A 15,657-nucleotide genomic window follows, 5' to 3' on the forward strand; every position below is an offset into this window, starting at 1 on the left:
TATCAATAAACTGAACAGTCAGAATTTACTGATGATATTTCTGGCTGTTATTTTTACATAAATTTAAAACCAATTAAATATAAAATCAATTATGCAAAAATTTCATTTTATAGCTTATGAAAAATTTTGTTGCTAAATTCTCTCTACTCAATTGGGGTTTTATATTTTATTCACTAACCTCTACACCAACTACAGCGCAGATAATTCCAGATCAAACTTTACTTAATAACTCCATCGTTCCACTAAATTGCACAAATTGTGAAATTACAGGTGGTACGACGGTTGGCAACAATCTATTTCATAGCTTTGAGGAATTTTCCATTCCTACAAATGGCATTGCACATTTTCAAAACCCCGCAAATATACAGAATATTATTAGCCGTGTTACAGGTCAATCTCAATCTATCATTGATGGATTAATCCGTACCAATGATACAGCGAACTTATTCTTAATAAACCCGAATGGAATTGTTTTTGGCTATAACGCTACTCTCAATGTTGGTGGCTCATTTATTGCGACTACAGCCAATAGAATTAAATTTGCTGATGACTCAGAATTTTTAGCTACACCAACGCAGATTAACCCTCTACTGACTATCAATGTGCCTGTGGGTTTAGGTTTTGGAGAAGTACCAGGAAAAATTATTAATCAAGCGATCGCATTAGATCCATCTGACAATCCTGTTGGTTTGCAAGTACCTTCAGCCAAAACCTTAGCACTGATTGGTGGCGAAGTAGCTTTAGATGAGGGTTTTTTAACAACACCAGGAGGAAGAATTGAGTTAGGCAGTGTCTCCAGTAACAGTTTTGTCAACCTTACACCTACAGATAAAGGTTGGGTTTTCGGTTATGAGGGTGTGCAAAATTTTCAAGACATCACCCTCTCTAAAGCAGCCTTTGTTGGTTCTAGCGATTTCCTTGGTGCTGATATTCAGATGCAGGGAAGAGGCATTACTATTACTGAAGGTAGTCAAGTGAGTTCTCAAGCTAGTTTTGATGGACAAGCAGCTAATTTCAATATCCGCGCTTCAGAACAATTAGAGTTAATTGGGACGACAGAAGATTTTTTCCCAACAGGTATTTTTAATCAAGTTAGTAGGGACGTTACAGGTGAAGGAAAGACTCTGACAATTGAAACTCCACGTTTAATTGTGCAAGGAGGGGCACAGGTTTCAACTGCTACCTATGGTACAGGTAGAGGTATAAATTTATCGGTCAAAGCTTTCGATTCTATTGAACTTACAGGGTATTCACCTTTTTTTAATAAAATCAGTGGATTATTTGCCACAGTAGCATCAGGAGCTACAGGTAATGGTGGAGTATTAACCATTGAGACTGCAAATCTGCTAGTTCAAGGAGGCGCACAGATTTCAGCAGCTACTTTTGCTGGAGGTAATGCTGGGGAATTGAGAGTTATAGCATCTGAGTCTATAACTGTTAACGGAAGAACCCCAGATGATTTAATCGGTAGTGGTTTATTTGCTCAAGTTGAAGAGGGTGCTACAGGAGATGGTGGCAATTTAATTATTAACACTCAAAAGTTAAATGTTTTGGGTGGGGCGCAGATTTCCACGTCAGCACGCAGTGGTGGAAAAGGGGGAGTTTTAACTATCAATGCTACTGATTCTATTTTAGTGAGTGGAACAGCTGCGATCGCGGATGATTCTAGCAGAAGTAACATTCTCGTTTCCGCTGAACCAGGAGCTACCCGCGATGCTGGAGAGTTAAACATTACCACTAATACCCTGACTGTTGAAAATGGAGCCAGAATCTCAGCAGACAACTTTGGTTCCGCTCAGGGAGGTATTGCCAATATAAACGTGAGACAATTGCTAATTCGCAATGGGGGGGAAGTCAGGGCTGGCTCATTTAGTGATGGTTCAGGCGGAACTTTGACTGTCAATGCTACCGAGTCTGTAGATGTGATTGGTACTGGAACCATTGGCGCTGAAGAAATACCCAGTACCTTATTTTCCGAAGCTCAAGGAAGCGGTAGAGCTGGAAGTTTATTTGTCAACACACCAATTTTGAATGTCCGTGAGGGAGGAGAAATCACCGTCAGCGCCACAGGTACAGGTGCAGCGGGGAACTTAACTGCAAATGCCAACACAATTCGCCTAAACCAAGGAAAACTCACCGCAGAAACCAATGCTGGTGAAGGTGCAAATATCAAATTAGAAAACGTAGAATTGTTATTCTTGCAAAATCAAAGTCTGATTTCTGCCCAAGCTTTCAATAATGCTAGTGGAGGTAACGTCACTATTGACGCACCTGACGGCTTTGTTATTGCTTCTTCCAATCAAAATAATGATATTGTCGCCAATGCTTTTCAAGGAAAAGGTGGCAATATTAACATTAATGCTCAGAGTATTTTTGGTCTAGCACAACGCCCATCAACACCGCTAAATAACACCAATGATATTGATGCTAGTTCTCAGTTTGGCTTAACAGGTACAGTCACAGTTAATACACCTGATGTAGACCCTAGTCGCGGTTTGGTACAATTACCTGACAATTTAACGGATGCGTCACAACAAATTGTCTCTAGTTGTAACCCCGGTAGTTCCGCTAGACGTAGTTCCTTCACCGTAACAGGACGGGGAGGAATTGCCCGCAGTCCGATAGAACCATTCCAAGGTGAAGTATCTACAGCACGATGGATAACATTAGATGCAATAAATACTGATCAAAATAGTAATGTGATTAATGAAATTCTGCCATCTTCCCCACCTAAAATAGTCGAGGCGCAAGGCTGGATTATCGATAAAAACGGTAATGTATCTCTAGTAGCTGAAGTCCCAAATATTAACCCTCGTGGTTTGTCTGTCTCTAGTAGTAGTTGTTTCTAAGTAAAATGGGAATTTTTCATGCGGCGAGACTCGATTTTTTACAAACTATTTCAACAATATCCCACTCTTTTATTTGAATTATTGACAAATCCGCCAACAAATGCAGCCACCTATCGATTTGATTCAGTAGCAGTCAAAGAACCCAAATTTGAAATTGACGGTGTATTTCTTCCACCGGAAAATGCAGGTGCAGGAGTTGTGTATTTCTGCGAAGTCCAATTTCAAAAAGATGAAAGGCTATATGAACGGGTATTGGCTGAGTCCTCACTGTATTTTTACCGCAATCGTGACAGATTTAGCGATTGGCAAGCAGTGATAATTTACCCATCTCGTAGTATCGAGCAAAGTGATATTAATCCCCATCGCTCATTCCTGAATGGCGGACAATTACATCGAGTTTATTTGGATGAATTGGGCGATATTCGTACCTTACCTGTTTGGGTAGCACTGATGGTATTAACTACAGTACAGGAAGAACAAGCACCAGAAGCAGCAAGGTATTTGTTAACTAAAACTCGTCAGGAAGTATCATCCCCCACGAGTCGCGCCATAATAGAGATAATCACCACAATCATGGTGTACAAGTTTGAAGAATTAAGTAGAACAGAGGTGGAAACAATGCTGGGGATAACTCTCAAGGAAACGCGAGTTTACCGAGAAATTAAAGAAGAAGGACGTGAAGAAGGACGTGAAGAAGGGCGCGAAGAAGGACGTGAAAAAGGACGCGAAGAAGCAACAGTCAATTTAATTGTGCGACAGATAACGAAGCGATTTGGAGAAATTTCCCCAGAAATGCGCTCCGTAATCTCTGGTTTACCTTTGCCTATTCTTGAAGATTTGAGTGAAGCACTGTTAGATTTTACCAGTATGGCTGATTTGCAGTCGTGGTTAGAAGCTTGTTGACGGCTCATTCACTGCATAGACCCTGATAACAGTCGTATATAGTAGCGTAACATCTTGTACTAAAGTAAGTTACGTCGCCATATCTGGAGTACTGACATTGGGGAAGTTAGTAGTTTTAAAGTTAGGCACAGGCAGTTTTGAGGCAGGATTTCCTGTAACCCTGCAAATTGGTGATGAAAATGTCCGACCAATTGTAGAAATTAGTGGCGAACTACCGCCAGACCCAGAAATTGTTCTTTGCTACCATCAATGGCAGTCTATTTACTGTAAACTCAAATTTACTGGTCGCCCTATTGGTATTCCTAAGCAATCAACACAAACTCCTTCTTTGGAAGATTGCGAAAAAGCGGCGGATACTTTGAGATTTCACTTAAATAGCTGGCTATCATCCACTACTTTTCGGACTATCCGCGAAAAATGGCTGGAAAAACTTCTACCGGAAGACCATATCCGCGTACTCCTCCAAACTAATGACCTGAGATTGCAAAAACTTCCTTGGCATTTGTGGGATTTATTAGAACGTTATCCCAAAGCCGAAATAGCTTTGAGTGCGCCTAGTTATGAACAAGTTAGCCGCAACTCACCCCCTCAATCGCAGGTGAAAGTTTTAGCAATTTTGGGTAATAGTCAAGGAATTGATATCCAAACAGACAGTCAGCTTTTGAAAGAATTACCTCATGCCAATACTACCTTCCTAGTGGAGCCATCAGGTAAAGACCTCACTGACCAGCTATGGGAACAAGACTGGCAGATTTTGTTTTTCGCCGGACATAGTGCTACTGATGGAAGCGGTAATGAAGGGAAAATTTATATTAATCAAACAGAAAGCTTGACAATTAGTCAATTAAAATATGGCTTGCGAAAAGCGGTAGAACGAGGTTTACATTTGGCAATTTTTAACTCCTGTGATGGTTTGGGTTTGGCGCGGGAGTTTGCAGATTTGCATATACCCCAAATCATCGTCATGCGAGAACCGGTTCCTGATAGGGTGGCGCAAGAATTTCTGAAGTATTTTTTAGAAGCTTTTGCTCGTGGTAAATCTTTATATATCGCAGTCAGAGAAGCGCGGGAACGGTTGCAAGGACTAGAAACTCAATTTCCCTGTGCTACTTGGTTGCCTGTAATTTATCAAAATCCCGCAACGATACCTCTGCTGTGGCGAGAATTGCACGTCAACCAGAATAGTCAGCAGATAACATCCATACCCAAAACCCCAATTAGGGGAGGTATCAACCTACGACAAGCTTTGTCTGCGTTTATGCTTGCTTGCATAGTTATCACACCATTGTTAATGGGAGTACGGTATTTTGGTTTACTGCAATCATGGGAGTTAATGGCGTTTGACCATCTGCTACGTCTGCGTCCCCAGGAAAAACCAGATTCTCGCATACTGGTAATTACGGTTACTGAAGAAGATGTACAATCCCAATCTCCCAATCGACGAGGGTCTTTATCAGATGAGGCTCTAGATAAATTATTGGCAAAATTAGAGGCATATCAACCACGGGTGATTGGTTTGGATATATACCGAGATTATGCTGTACAGCCAGCTTATCCAAAGTTGGCAGAACGAATGAGAAAAAGCGATCGCTTTGTGGCAGTATGTCAAGTTAGTAACCCCCAAACTAGCAAACCAGGCATCAAACCACCACCAGAAATTTCTCCCAACGCTCTCGGCTTTAGTGATATCGTCATCGATGCTGATAATGTGGTGCGGCGGCATCTGTTGGCGTTAACTCCCCCTCCCTCATCTCCCTGTACTGCACCTTATGCCTTAAATGTGCAGTTGACATTACGTTATTTATATGCAAAAGGAATTAAGTTACAATTTAGCCCTGATGGTGCTTGGCAATTAGGCAAGCTGACCTTAAAACCAATTGAGGCTCATACCGGAGGCTACCAAGGGATTGATGCATTGGGACACCAAATTTTACTCAATTATCGCTCTTTTGTGAACTTAGAAGCGATCGCACCTCGTATTACCCTACAAGAAGCATTGGCTGGTAAACTCAAAGCCGATGCAGTCAAAGACCGGATAGTTTTAATTGGTACAACAGCCGAAAGTTTTCGTGATTATTCATTCACTCCCTACGCTTCCTCTCAAGGCAAACCACAGGAAATAGCAGGAGTTTTTTTACAAGCACAGATGGTAAGTCAGTTATTGAGTGCGGCTTTAGATGGGCGGCCTCTTTTATCAACTTGGGATGTATGGGGTGAAGTGATTTGGCTTTGGGGTTGGGCGATTACGGGGGGTTTGCTTGCAGCTTATCTGCGACAACTCGCTTATTTAGCCTTGGGAATGGGGGTGGCATTCCTGAGTTTATACAGTTCTTGCCTGATATTATTAATACTATACAGTTATTGGCTTCCCTTTGTACCTGCGGCGATCGCTTTAGGAGGTAGTGCTGTTATCTTCTTAGCTGTTATAAAACAGGAGTCAGAATTCAGAATGGGCTAAACGCCCCGCTACCGCTAACAGAATTCAGAATACTCTACCCATAAAGAGATAGAGTTTTAAGGTGAGAATATTTTAATTTTTTTCGCCCACTAAACACTCGCTTTTAACCAATATTCGTCACCTACTCGTACAGAATTCATAGCTGTTTTCTGATTCCTGAGTTCTGAATTCTTCTTATAAAATCTATCAAACAATCATAAAAATATCTTTTTGCTTAACAACGAATTATGAAAAACCTTCAATTAACCATAGCCTTGGTGATAGCATTCACTAGCAATATATCCTACCCTCTGCAACTCCAGGCGTTACCAGTTAATAATCATCTGTCCTCAGTCAAATTTATCCCACCGCCACCACCACCAGACCGAAGTGCCGCAGGTTCTAGAGGTGGGGCTGCAAGCCGTGGATGCGATGCAGCTAATCAAACGGTAACAGCCTTAGTACCGACCTATCAACAAACTCTTAAACAAGGTAAGGAAGCGGATGTTTCCATCACTCAAGTTTGGGGTTTGACAAGCGCTGAACATCCTTATTTCTTATTTTTTGTTCCCTATAATGCATCATCTATAGCCAACATAGAGTTTGTTTTGCAAGAGGAAACTAATAACAAAAGCCAAACTTTATACCGAACTTATTTGACACCACCAAAATCACCAGGAATTATTACCGTTCATTATCCCCAAAATCAAGGTTCATTGCAGGTAGGAAAAATGTATCACTGGTTTTTTAAAGTGCGGGTTCAATGCGACCAAAAACAACCGACGAAACTGGATTATGCAGATGGCTGGGTGCAAAGAGTTAACCAAAATTCAACATTAACAGAACAACTAAAACAAGCAACACCCCAACAAAAAGCAACGCTATATACTGCAAATGGTGTTTGGTATGATGCTATCGTGAGTTTGGCAGAATTACGCAATAAAAATCCCCAAAATGAGACTTTACTAGCAAACTGGACAACTTTGCTTCATTCAGTTGGCTTAGAAGCAATAGCTAATCAACCAGTGATTAATTGTTGCGAACCCATTTTGAATAATAAGAATTTCAGTAAATCGCAAAGTTTTCTTCCCACAGTGCCATCATCAAAGTAAGCAATAATTTCATCAATCCAACGAATAATAGTAGAAAAGTGGTTTGGTGTAATATTTAGGCACTTTTCGATCCCCCCTAACCCCCCTTCAAAAGGCACACAAGTCTGAAATAGCTGATTAACAAGGGTTTTACCCCACCCTAACCCTCCCCTTTACAAGGGGAGGGAACTGGATTTCTTGTTTCCCCCCAATGCATTGGGGGGATTAAGGGGGGTAAGTCAACTTGTGTCACCGTAGCTTCAAAAGGTGGAAACCGGAATCAAAGTCCCTCAATTTATCAGGGGATTTAGGGGGATCGAAAATATTTGATACCGACAAGATGACTTTTCAAATATCCTCTAAAACTCCTGTTGGATTTTTGGAATATACGTAGGGTGTGTTAGCGCAGAAAGTACAGCATTATTCCAAGCTTGTGGTTGTTCTATCTGCTAATTTTGTAACACATTTAGCAGACATAAACCTTTAAATTAATATTGATGGAATTTCAGTTATTGTTAATGATTAATTCTTTTTTAATGAAAGCGAATTAAAGAAAAAAATATCTTAGTATTGAAAAACAAATATTGATAAACAGGTGAAACTCGACAAGCATTATCACCTACATCATGCATGGGAAACAATAGAAAAACGCATAGCCGATGACTAACGTACTATGGCTACAAGGTGGTGCTTGTTCAGGCAACACCATGTCATTTCTCAACGCTGAAGAACCGACAGTATGTGATTTGATTGCCGATTTTGGTATCAACTTACTTTGGCATCCCTCCTTGGGAGTGGAACTAGGCAACAATTTACAAAAACTGCTGCGGGATTGCATTTCTGGCACAATTCCCCTAGATATCTTGGTATTTGAAGGCAGTGTTGTCAACGCCCCCAACGGTACTGGCGAATGGAATCGTTTTGCCGATCGCGCCATGAAAGATTGGTTAGCAGACCTCGCCAAAGTTGCTAAATTTATCGTTGCTGTGGGAGACTGTGCAACCTGGGGAGGAATTCCCGCCATGTCACCCAACCCCAGCGAATCAGAAGGTTTGCAATTTCTCAAACGTCAAGAAGGCGGCTTTTTAGGGAAAGATTTTCTCTCACAAGCCGGATTACCTGTAATTAATATTCCCGGATGTCCCGCCCATCCCGACTGGATTACGCAGATATTAGTTGCGATCGCTACTGGACGCATAGCAGACATTGCTTTCGACGAACTAAATCGTCCCCAAACCTTCTTTAACACCTATACCCAAACAGGTTGTACCCGCAACGTCCACTTTGCCTACAAAGCCTCAACCGCCGAATTTGGTCAGCGCAAAGGCTGTCTATTTTATGACTTGGGTTGTCGCGGCCCCATGACTCATTCTTCCTGCAACCGCATCTTATGGAACCGCGTCTCATCCAAAACTCGTGCCGGAATGCCTTGTTTAGGTTGCACAGAACCAGAATTTCCCTTCTTTGACCTTAAACCGGGAACCGTATTTAAAACCCAAACAGTAATGGGAGTTCCCAAAGAATTACCGCCAGGGGTGAACAAAAAAGACTACGCCTTACTCACAATGGTCGCCAAAGACGCAGCACCACCTTGGGCAGAAGAAGACTTTTTTACAGTTTAGTCATTTGTCATTTGTCATTGGTCATTAGTCATTTGTCCTTTGTGATTTGACTAATGACTATAATCTTTCACACTCCTCTATACCTCTCAATGAGAAATCAAGGGTTTCGACTATTTTGCAGTAGGGCGAGTGAATAATTACCAATAACAAATGACAAATGACAAACGACAAAGGACAAATGACCAATGACAAAGGACAAATAACAAATGACAATTCAATCATTAGACATTTCGCCCGTCGGTAGAGTTGAAGGCGATTTAGATGTCCGAGTTGATATTGAGAATGGGCGGGTAGTCAACGCTTGGACACACGCCGAATTATTTCGTGGATTTGAAGTTATCCTGCGCGGTAAAGACCCCCAAGCCGGATTAATTGTCACGCCTCGCATTTGCGGAATTTGTGGCGGTTCTCATCTAACTTGTGCATCTTGGGCATTAGATACAGCTTGGGAAACAGAAGTTCCCCGCAATGCAATTTTAGCGAGAAATCTTGGACAAATTGTCGAGACAATTCAAAGTATTCCCCGGTATTTTTATGGTTTGTTTGCCATTGATTTGACCAATAAAAAATACCGCCATAGTCGTTACTATGAAGAAGCTGTGAGACGCTTTGCTGCTTTCACAGGCAAATCTTATGAACTAGGCATCACAATTTCTGCCAAACCTGTAGAAATTTATGCACTATTGGGCGGACAATGGCCCCACAGCAGTTATATGGTGCCTGGTGGCGTGATGTGCGCCCCAACACTAACAGACATTACCCGCGCTTGGGCGCTTCTCGAATATTTCCGCACCAATTGGTTAGAACCAGTGTGGTTGGGTTGTTCTTTAGAACGCTACGAACAAATCCAAAGTTATGATGACTTCAGAGATTGGTTAGATGAAGACCGCAATCATCGAGATTCCGACTTAGGTTTTTATTGGCGGATGGGTTTGGATATCGGTTTAGATAGATATGGTGCTGGTGTTGGTAAATATGTGACTTGGGGATATTTAGCCCATGAAGATAAATACCAAAAGCCGACTATCGAGGGACGAAATGCGGCGATGATTATGAAAAGTGGAGTGTATGACAGCTTCGCAGACACTCACGTTTTAATGGATCAGTCATTTACCCGCGAGAATACAACTCACTCCTGGTACGATGAAGGGACAGAAGATATTCATCCTAGCGATCGCACCACTAAACCCACTGCAATCAATACCAAAGACTTCGATAACGCCTACTCTTGGTCGAGTGCAGTCCTGCACAAAGACTTCGGACGCTTGGAAACTGGCCCCTTAGCGCGGCAATTAGTAGCTGGCGGTAAACATGGCGAATCTTGGCAACACTACGACCCCTTCATCCTTGATGTCTTCAAACGGATGGGTGGCCCTAGTATTCATGTGCGTCAGCTAGCACGAGTTCACGAAATTGTCAAGTTATATCGCCAAGCTGAACACTGTTTGCGCGAATTCAAATTAAACGACCCTTGGTATATTAAACCTACAGAAAAAGATGGTCGTGGTTGGGGTGCAACGGAAGCGGCGCGAGGTTCCTTATCTCACTGGGTTGAAGTAGAGGGCGGTAAAATTAAGAATTACCAAGTGATTGCCCCTGGTACTTGGAATATTGGGCCTCGTGACGGTGAAGGAATCCGCGGCCCCATTGAAGAAGCGTTAATTGGGACACCCATTTACGATTCTAGCGATCCGGTGGAAGTTGGTCATGTGGCGCGATCGTTTGATTCATGTTTGGTGTGTACAGTCCACGCCCATGATGCGAAGACTGGTGAGGAGTTGGCACGTTTTCGGACAGCTTAATTCTCAAAATTCTTCCAGCTTTCTATCACCGTTTCTTCAATCCATCAGTTCTTGTAGCTGTTCAAGACTCATGCAGTCGTCGTTAATGGCACTGCAAAACTTGGACAGCAGTCAACTTTAGATCAGCAAATACAAGCGAAGCGATCGCACTATCTCCTAAATACACCTTCTCCTCATAAAAACCCTCTACCCATTCCAGAACTGTCACTCGCTGTTGTATCGGATCAACAATCCAATACTCAAAAATACCCCGTGCGGCATACTCAGATCGCTTATAGCGATAATCACGACTACTCTGATTTGGACTCACCACTTCAACCACTAATAACGGCGGTGGCATTTCTGGCATTACCGTAGATCGTTTAGCCCCCTCCATCGCTGTCGCCAACTCCTCAGAAAACACCACTAAATCAGGAACGCGCACCCGTGAGCCAGTAGTCATAATTTCCGTTTTCATCGACAGCCGATAAGCAGGTATACCCAGTTGCACAAAGCAGACAAGGATAAACATGGTAATTCGTCGATTTATCTCACTCTCGGCCGTCATCAGAAGCAATTCTCCATCTTCAAACTCATAGAGAGCATCTGTACCATCGTCATAATTAAAGAACTCCTCAAGAGTCATATTCCCAGATGCAGCTTTATCAAATGTGATTGCCATAATCACCTTACCTTCTGGTAAAAACATCATTAGCTTACTACTATCACAATATCTCTAGGATTTACCCGTTTAATTTAATTATCAGGTGGGTTAGTCATAGGGTAAGGCATCGAAATTTCTGTAGTTTATAGTTTCCTAAACAACACTCACTTTACAGCTTACTGGATTGGTCATCGAAGTGAGCGATCTATGACAATCAGACTAAACTTAATTACCCCCTAGAAGTAATACCAAAAAACAGATTTATCAACGCTCTACCAAAAAATAGCCAATCTAACCAAAATACAATGTGAAGAATTGCTATCACCCAAAATACAACTTGATAAGAAGCTTTGCTGCTTTTGTGACGTAGCTTCTGTTGAGCAACAAAACCACCTAACCAACCACCCATAAATTCGCACAGATGTAAAGTATTTTCTTGCGTTCTCCATCGTCCTTGTTGTGCGCGAGACTTATCATCGGCATATAGTCCAAAAGTAATTAAACTCATGACAGGATAAAGAATTAGCGGAATTGGGTTGCCAGTTGTTAGTGCAAGATGAATTGAACCCAACCCTGGTAGTAAAGATAGAAGTAATGTATTTAATGCTAATGATAAAGATTTATCTACAGTTCTGGATACAGACTTATTTGGTGCGGTAGAAGATAATGATTTTGATTTAACTTCTTCAATAAAAGCATTACAAGCGCGTACTTTGCCATCTTTACTAACTGTTAATTGATAACAAATCAAATCACCAGCTTGAGGACGACGGTTAACGTCTTTAAATCCTGTAATGTGTAGAAAGACTTCTTGACTACCATCATTAGGTTGTATGAAACCAAACCCGCGATCGTCCTTCCAGATAGTTAGCTGTCCTATGTGTAAAGCAGGTTTCATGAACAAATTATATGTTTATACCTGCTTTACAGTATGCCCTAATTTACACAAATAGATAACACCAAAAATGCGTAGGCGTAGCCCGTCGGAGACATCGCTCCATCAACTCTTTACCCTGGTAAAAATGTCGCAATAAACTTTTCAACTCCTTTAGGATCTTGCATTAGTTGCTCATTGAGTTGCTTGGCCTGCTCACCTGGGTAAACTTCTTCTATGCCATCAACTACAGCTTGCAGCGCATCCAGAACTACTTCTTCTGGAGGTACTTTTGGATCGGGGAAAGACTTGCCCATACCAATATCGATCGCTCCTGGTAACACTGCTACCACCAGCGTTTTTTGAGCCGCTAACTCTGCCCGAACCGCCTGAGTCAATGACAAAACTGCTGCTTTAGAAGCGCCATAGCTCCCATTAAAAGGAAGATTCACCCGCGCCACCATTGAAACCATATTAGCGATCGCTCCACCTCCATTTTGTTTCAAGATAGGAGCAAAAGCACGGCACATAATCAACGTCCCAAAATAATTAACTTCCATTTCTGCCCTAGCGGAAGACAAATCAGGTGCAGCAATCAATCCCTGGTTCAAGCCCACACCAGCATTGTTAATCAACAAGTTGACATCTTGACATTTTAGTGCAGCTTGGCGAACAGATTCTTCATCAGTAATTTCTAACTGAATCGGGATAATTCGCTGCGGATCAGTTGCAACAATTTCAGCTAAAGCATCCACCTTGCGAGCGCCAGCATAAATTTTGGCTACACCTTGCGCTCTCAATCCCTCTACAAAGTACTTACCTAGACCTCCATTTGCGCCAGTTACCAGGGCAATTGCACCTAAAACTTCCATGCTTTTCCTTTATACCGTCGAAATAGGAATTACTCTAATCCAAAAATATACTTATACTTACTTTTTGGGAAGTACTTACTTTTTTGTAAGTTCGCATAATATATGTCAGAAAAGCAAACTGAAGGCACATCATTTGTGCAAACAACGCTAAAAGTTTTAGGAGGCAAATGGAAGATTTTGATTCTCTGGCACTTGAAGGATGAAGCCAAACGATACAGCCAATTGAAACAATTGATTCCTGAAATTACTGAAAAAATGCTGATTCAACAACTTCGTGAACTAGAAAATGATGGAATTGTTAACCGAAAAGTGTACTCAAATGTACCTTTAAAAGTGCAATATTCTTTTACAGATTATGGCAGAACTCTTATACCTGTATTAAAAGCTCTTTGCGACTGGGGACAAGAACATCTAAAGCGAGTTATTAGGGAATAGAAATTAGGAAGTGGAGCAGAGATTTTCTAATGCCCTATTCCCAATGTCCTATTCCCAATGTCCTATTCCCAATGCCTGATATTCAAAACTCGTAGCGTAACACACTAAAACTTATAGAAATAGTGGGTTAGGCTTGCGTTAATGCATTTGCATAAAACAGCAATTTACACGGTAAGCTTGTGTCTGATTTAGCGCTACATAATTATCTCCCTCGCGTTCCCGATGCAGCATTGCAAGAATACATAGAATGGTGTGTTTTAGAGCAAGCTCAAGCCGCAGAATGTAACTTTACTCCTGATAGAAGTAAGTTAGATAATTTGCCACCAGAAGACTATGTTCCTAAACTTGTCGAGCAGTTCATGAAAGTTAAACCAGACCCAATTAAAGCCGGGTTGGTAGCTGCGATCGCAGGTAAGGAAGCTGACAAACACGCTTTATCTGGTTTAGCGATCGCTGCTGATTTTGTATCTCTTTATGTCAAGTATTTAATTCCTAAAGAAGGAAGTACTAAAGAACAGGCTGAAGAGATATTAACTAAAGTGTCACAAGATCAGTATGAGAAACTGACTGAAGTTGCCAAGAAACATGGTGTAGAGTTATAGTTTTCTGCTGTTGAAGAAAAATTCAGAAGAATCTAATCAGTCGCGGATTCAGACCTGCAACTGAATTGTTGCACCACCAAATCTACGATTTTGTGGGGGTATTAAACCCGGTTATTCAGACGCTCGCGACGCTCGATAGCGCAGCGTTAGTGACGTAGGAGCGTCTGACTTGCTACCGCTACGCTATCCACCAGTCATACAGAATACCCAACTGAATTCTGTTTGATAAATTATTTTTCAGAGGCTTTGTCTATATTATTTAGTCAGAGCCTCTGATATAAACGCGTATTTTGCAAATTACGGCAACTACTCAAAGTAATTACAGCGTCTCGGACGAACAAAACCAGAGTTAGGATGCTAAATATCTAAAAATTTAGCAAAATTATCAAAACATTGTTTATTGCAATATCATATTTAACGGAAATTTAATTTTATTATCAAGTATTTTATACCCATTTTCAATCCGGTGAGGTACGGGTATGCAAATAAACCTAACCCTATTCCTGAAGGGGAAAGAATTCAAAGCCTCTCTCCTTTTAGGAAAGAGGTTTAGAGAGAGGTCAAAATTGTACTTAGCTGGGTCAAGAACCGCTATAATCGCTTTTTCTAAATCATTGCATTAAAATATCTAAAGATTTGACAAACTTATCAAAATATTTTTTATTGTCTTGAGAAGCTAAATCAAATAGATTGTGGATGTAATTAGCATAAATTACAAACTAAGAACTAATAACTATTTGGCTAAAAAAAACAAAAAACTCATGAAGCAGACTTAACTTTGTCTGTTCAGATAGCTATAGGAATTCCATACTTTTTTTGAAAAGCCAATCTGCTTTAAAGCTTGCCTGATAAAGTTTTGGTTCTTATCAATACCTCGCAAGACTCAAGTTGGATTCCTATATGCAAGAAAGATTTTCATGCTAAAAATAGGAGGATTAGTTCTAATGACAGATTTGATTAATAGCGATAGCGGTAACTTCTCTAATGGTGGGAACAATCCGTTGATAAATTCACCCTTCGGTAGGCTGAGTGAAGTTCTGAGTGATGAAGACCTCTCCAACATATTTAACGGTGTTGGTAATGGACAAGGTAGCGGTAGTCCATTCGGTGGTAGTGGCAATAATGGAACTGATTTCCCCTATGGTGGTAATCCTTTCGCTGATGATAACTTCTGGAATATCTTTGCAGGCGGTGTAAATCCATCGGCAGTTAGCGTCCGTGACCCTTTGACTGGTGCTGGCAACCAAAGCAATAGTATCAGCACAAGTGAAATAACAGATGGGTTTGGTTTGAGAGTTACTATTAACGACCAGATTAATTCAAGGCTTAACGAGGAACTGGGTGATAACGTAATCACCTCACTTGCAGGTGGTTCAAATCCATTCGCGGGTGGTTCAAATCCATTCGCGGGTGGTTCAAATCCATTTGCGGGTGGTCAAAATCCATTCGCGGGTGGTTCAAATCCATTTGCGGGTGGTCAAAATCCATTCGCTGGTGGTTCAAATCCATTTGCGGGAGGGCAAAATC

The 15,657-nt window shown here is 41.4% G+C and carries 11 protein-coding genes and 1 pseudogene; 9 read left to right on the top strand and 3 right to left on the bottom strand.

Translation table 11 applies throughout. The features are described 5' to 3' along the window. The first annotated feature begins 116 nt into the window (after positions 1 to 116). From RRG12_RS36575 to RRG12_RS36600, 6 genes are all read left to right on the top strand, one after another. Entirely contained in the window at positions 117 to 2,849 is a 2,733-nt protein-coding gene (locus tag RRG12_RS36575) for a filamentous hemagglutinin N-terminal domain-containing protein (RefSeq protein WP_420762575.1), read from the top strand. Between the two features lie 18 nt (positions 2,850 to 2,867). Beyond that, the gene (locus RRG12_RS36580) at positions 2,868 to 3,752 is read left to right on the top strand and encodes an Rpn family recombination-promoting nuclease/putative transposase (RefSeq protein WP_420762576.1); all 885 of its coding nucleotides are present in this window, start codon (positions 2,868 to 2,870) and stop codon (positions 3,750 to 3,752) included. A 97-nt stretch (positions 3,753 to 3,849) separates the two neighbouring features. After that, on the top strand, positions 3,850 to 6,210 hold the full coding sequence (locus tag RRG12_RS36585) for a CHASE2 domain-containing protein (RefSeq protein ID WP_420762577.1): 2,361 nt from the start codon (positions 3,850 to 3,852) through the stop codon (positions 6,208 to 6,210). A 227-nt stretch (positions 6,211 to 6,437) separates the two neighbouring features. Continuing rightward, on the top strand, positions 6,438 to 7,301 hold the full coding sequence (locus RRG12_RS36590) for a DUF928 domain-containing protein (RefSeq protein ID WP_420762578.1): 864 nt from the start codon (positions 6,438 to 6,440) through the stop codon (positions 7,299 to 7,301). A 638-nt stretch (positions 7,302 to 7,939) separates the two neighbouring features. Next, positions 7,940 to 8,902: a hydrogenase small subunit gene (locus RRG12_RS36595; RefSeq protein ID WP_069069749.1), complete on the top strand. Its 963-nt coding sequence runs from the start codon at positions 7,940 to 7,942 to the stop codon at positions 8,900 to 8,902. Positions 8,903 to 9,108: 206 nt separating this feature from the next. After that, positions 9,109 to 10,704: a nickel-dependent hydrogenase large subunit gene (locus tag RRG12_RS36600; RefSeq protein WP_420762579.1), complete on the top strand. Its 1,596-nt coding sequence runs from the start codon at positions 9,109 to 9,111 to the stop codon at positions 10,702 to 10,704. A gap of 82 nt (positions 10,705 to 10,786) precedes the next feature. On the opposite strand, the gene RRG12_RS36605 is transcribed toward RRG12_RS36600, so the two are convergent. The 3 genes from RRG12_RS36605 to RRG12_RS36615 all read right to left on the bottom strand — a co-directional run bounded on the left by RRG12_RS36605 (position 10,787) and on the right by RRG12_RS36615 (position 13,093). Continuing rightward, positions 10,787 to 11,395 (bottom strand): Uma2 family endonuclease, encoded by a 609-nt coding sequence (locus RRG12_RS36605; RefSeq protein ID WP_420762580.1) that lies wholly within the window; start codon positions 11,393 to 11,395, stop codon positions 10,787 to 10,789. Positions 11,396 to 11,576: 181 nt separating this feature from the next. Then, complete coding sequence (locus tag RRG12_RS36610; RefSeq protein WP_420762581.1) at positions 11,577 to 12,245, bottom strand: DUF1294 domain-containing protein; 669 nt, start codon at positions 12,243 to 12,245, stop codon at positions 11,577 to 11,579. A 110-nt stretch (positions 12,246 to 12,355) separates the two neighbouring features. Next, complete coding sequence (locus tag RRG12_RS36615; protein ID WP_420762582.1) at positions 12,356 to 13,093, bottom strand: SDR family oxidoreductase; 738 nt, start codon at positions 13,091 to 13,093, stop codon at positions 12,356 to 12,358. Positions 13,094 to 13,195: 102 nt separating this feature from the next. Between RRG12_RS36615 and RRG12_RS36620 the strand changes: the two genes are divergently transcribed. The 3 genes and pseudogenes from RRG12_RS36620 to RRG12_RS36630 form a co-directional block, all read left to right on the top strand. Then, positions 13,196 to 13,528: a winged helix-turn-helix transcriptional regulator gene (locus RRG12_RS36620; protein ID WP_420762583.1), complete on the top strand. Its 333-nt coding sequence runs from the start codon at positions 13,196 to 13,198 to the stop codon at positions 13,526 to 13,528. A gap of 179 nt (positions 13,529 to 13,707) precedes the next feature. Beyond that, positions 13,708 to 14,130, top strand: a complete 423-nt coding sequence (locus RRG12_RS36625; protein ID WP_069069761.1) for a hypothetical protein — start codon at positions 13,708 to 13,710, stop codon at positions 14,128 to 14,130. Positions 14,131 to 15,074: 944 nt separating this feature from the next. After that, positions 15,075 to 15,657: pseudogene (locus RRG12_RS36630) on the top strand (hypothetical protein); the annotation flags it as partial.

This window comes from Nostoc sp. CALU 546 (genome assembly GCF_048836525.1).

Coding starts and splice junctions, on each gene's coding strand:
- RRG12_RS36575 (WP_420762575.1), top strand. CDS start 117: ATGAAAAATTTTGTTGCTAAATTCTCTCTACTCAATTGGGGTTTTATA.
- RRG12_RS36580 (WP_420762576.1), top strand. CDS start 2,868: ATGCGGCGAGACTCGATTTTTTACAAACTATTTCAACAATATCCCACT.
- RRG12_RS36590 (WP_420762578.1), top strand. CDS start 6,438: ATGAAAAACCTTCAATTAACCATAGCCTTGGTGATAGCATTCACTAGC.
- RRG12_RS36595 (WP_069069749.1), top strand. CDS start 7,940: ATGACTAACGTACTATGGCTACAAGGTGGTGCTTGTTCAGGCAACACC.
- RRG12_RS36600 (WP_420762579.1), top strand. CDS start 9,109: ATGACAATTCAATCATTAGACATTTCGCCCGTCGGTAGAGTTGAAGGC.
- RRG12_RS36605 (WP_420762580.1), bottom strand. CDS start 11,395: ATGATGTTTTTACCAGAAGGTAAGGTGATTATGGCAATCACATTTGAT.
- RRG12_RS36610 (WP_420762581.1), bottom strand. CDS start 12,245: ATGAAACCTGCTTTACACATAGGACAGCTAACTATCTGGAAGGACGAT.
- RRG12_RS36615 (WP_420762582.1), bottom strand. CDS start 13,093: ATGGAAGTTTTAGGTGCAATTGCCCTGGTAACTGGCGCAAATGGAGGT.
- RRG12_RS36620 (WP_420762583.1), top strand. CDS start 13,196: ATGTCAGAAAAGCAAACTGAAGGCACATCATTTGTGCAAACAACGCTA.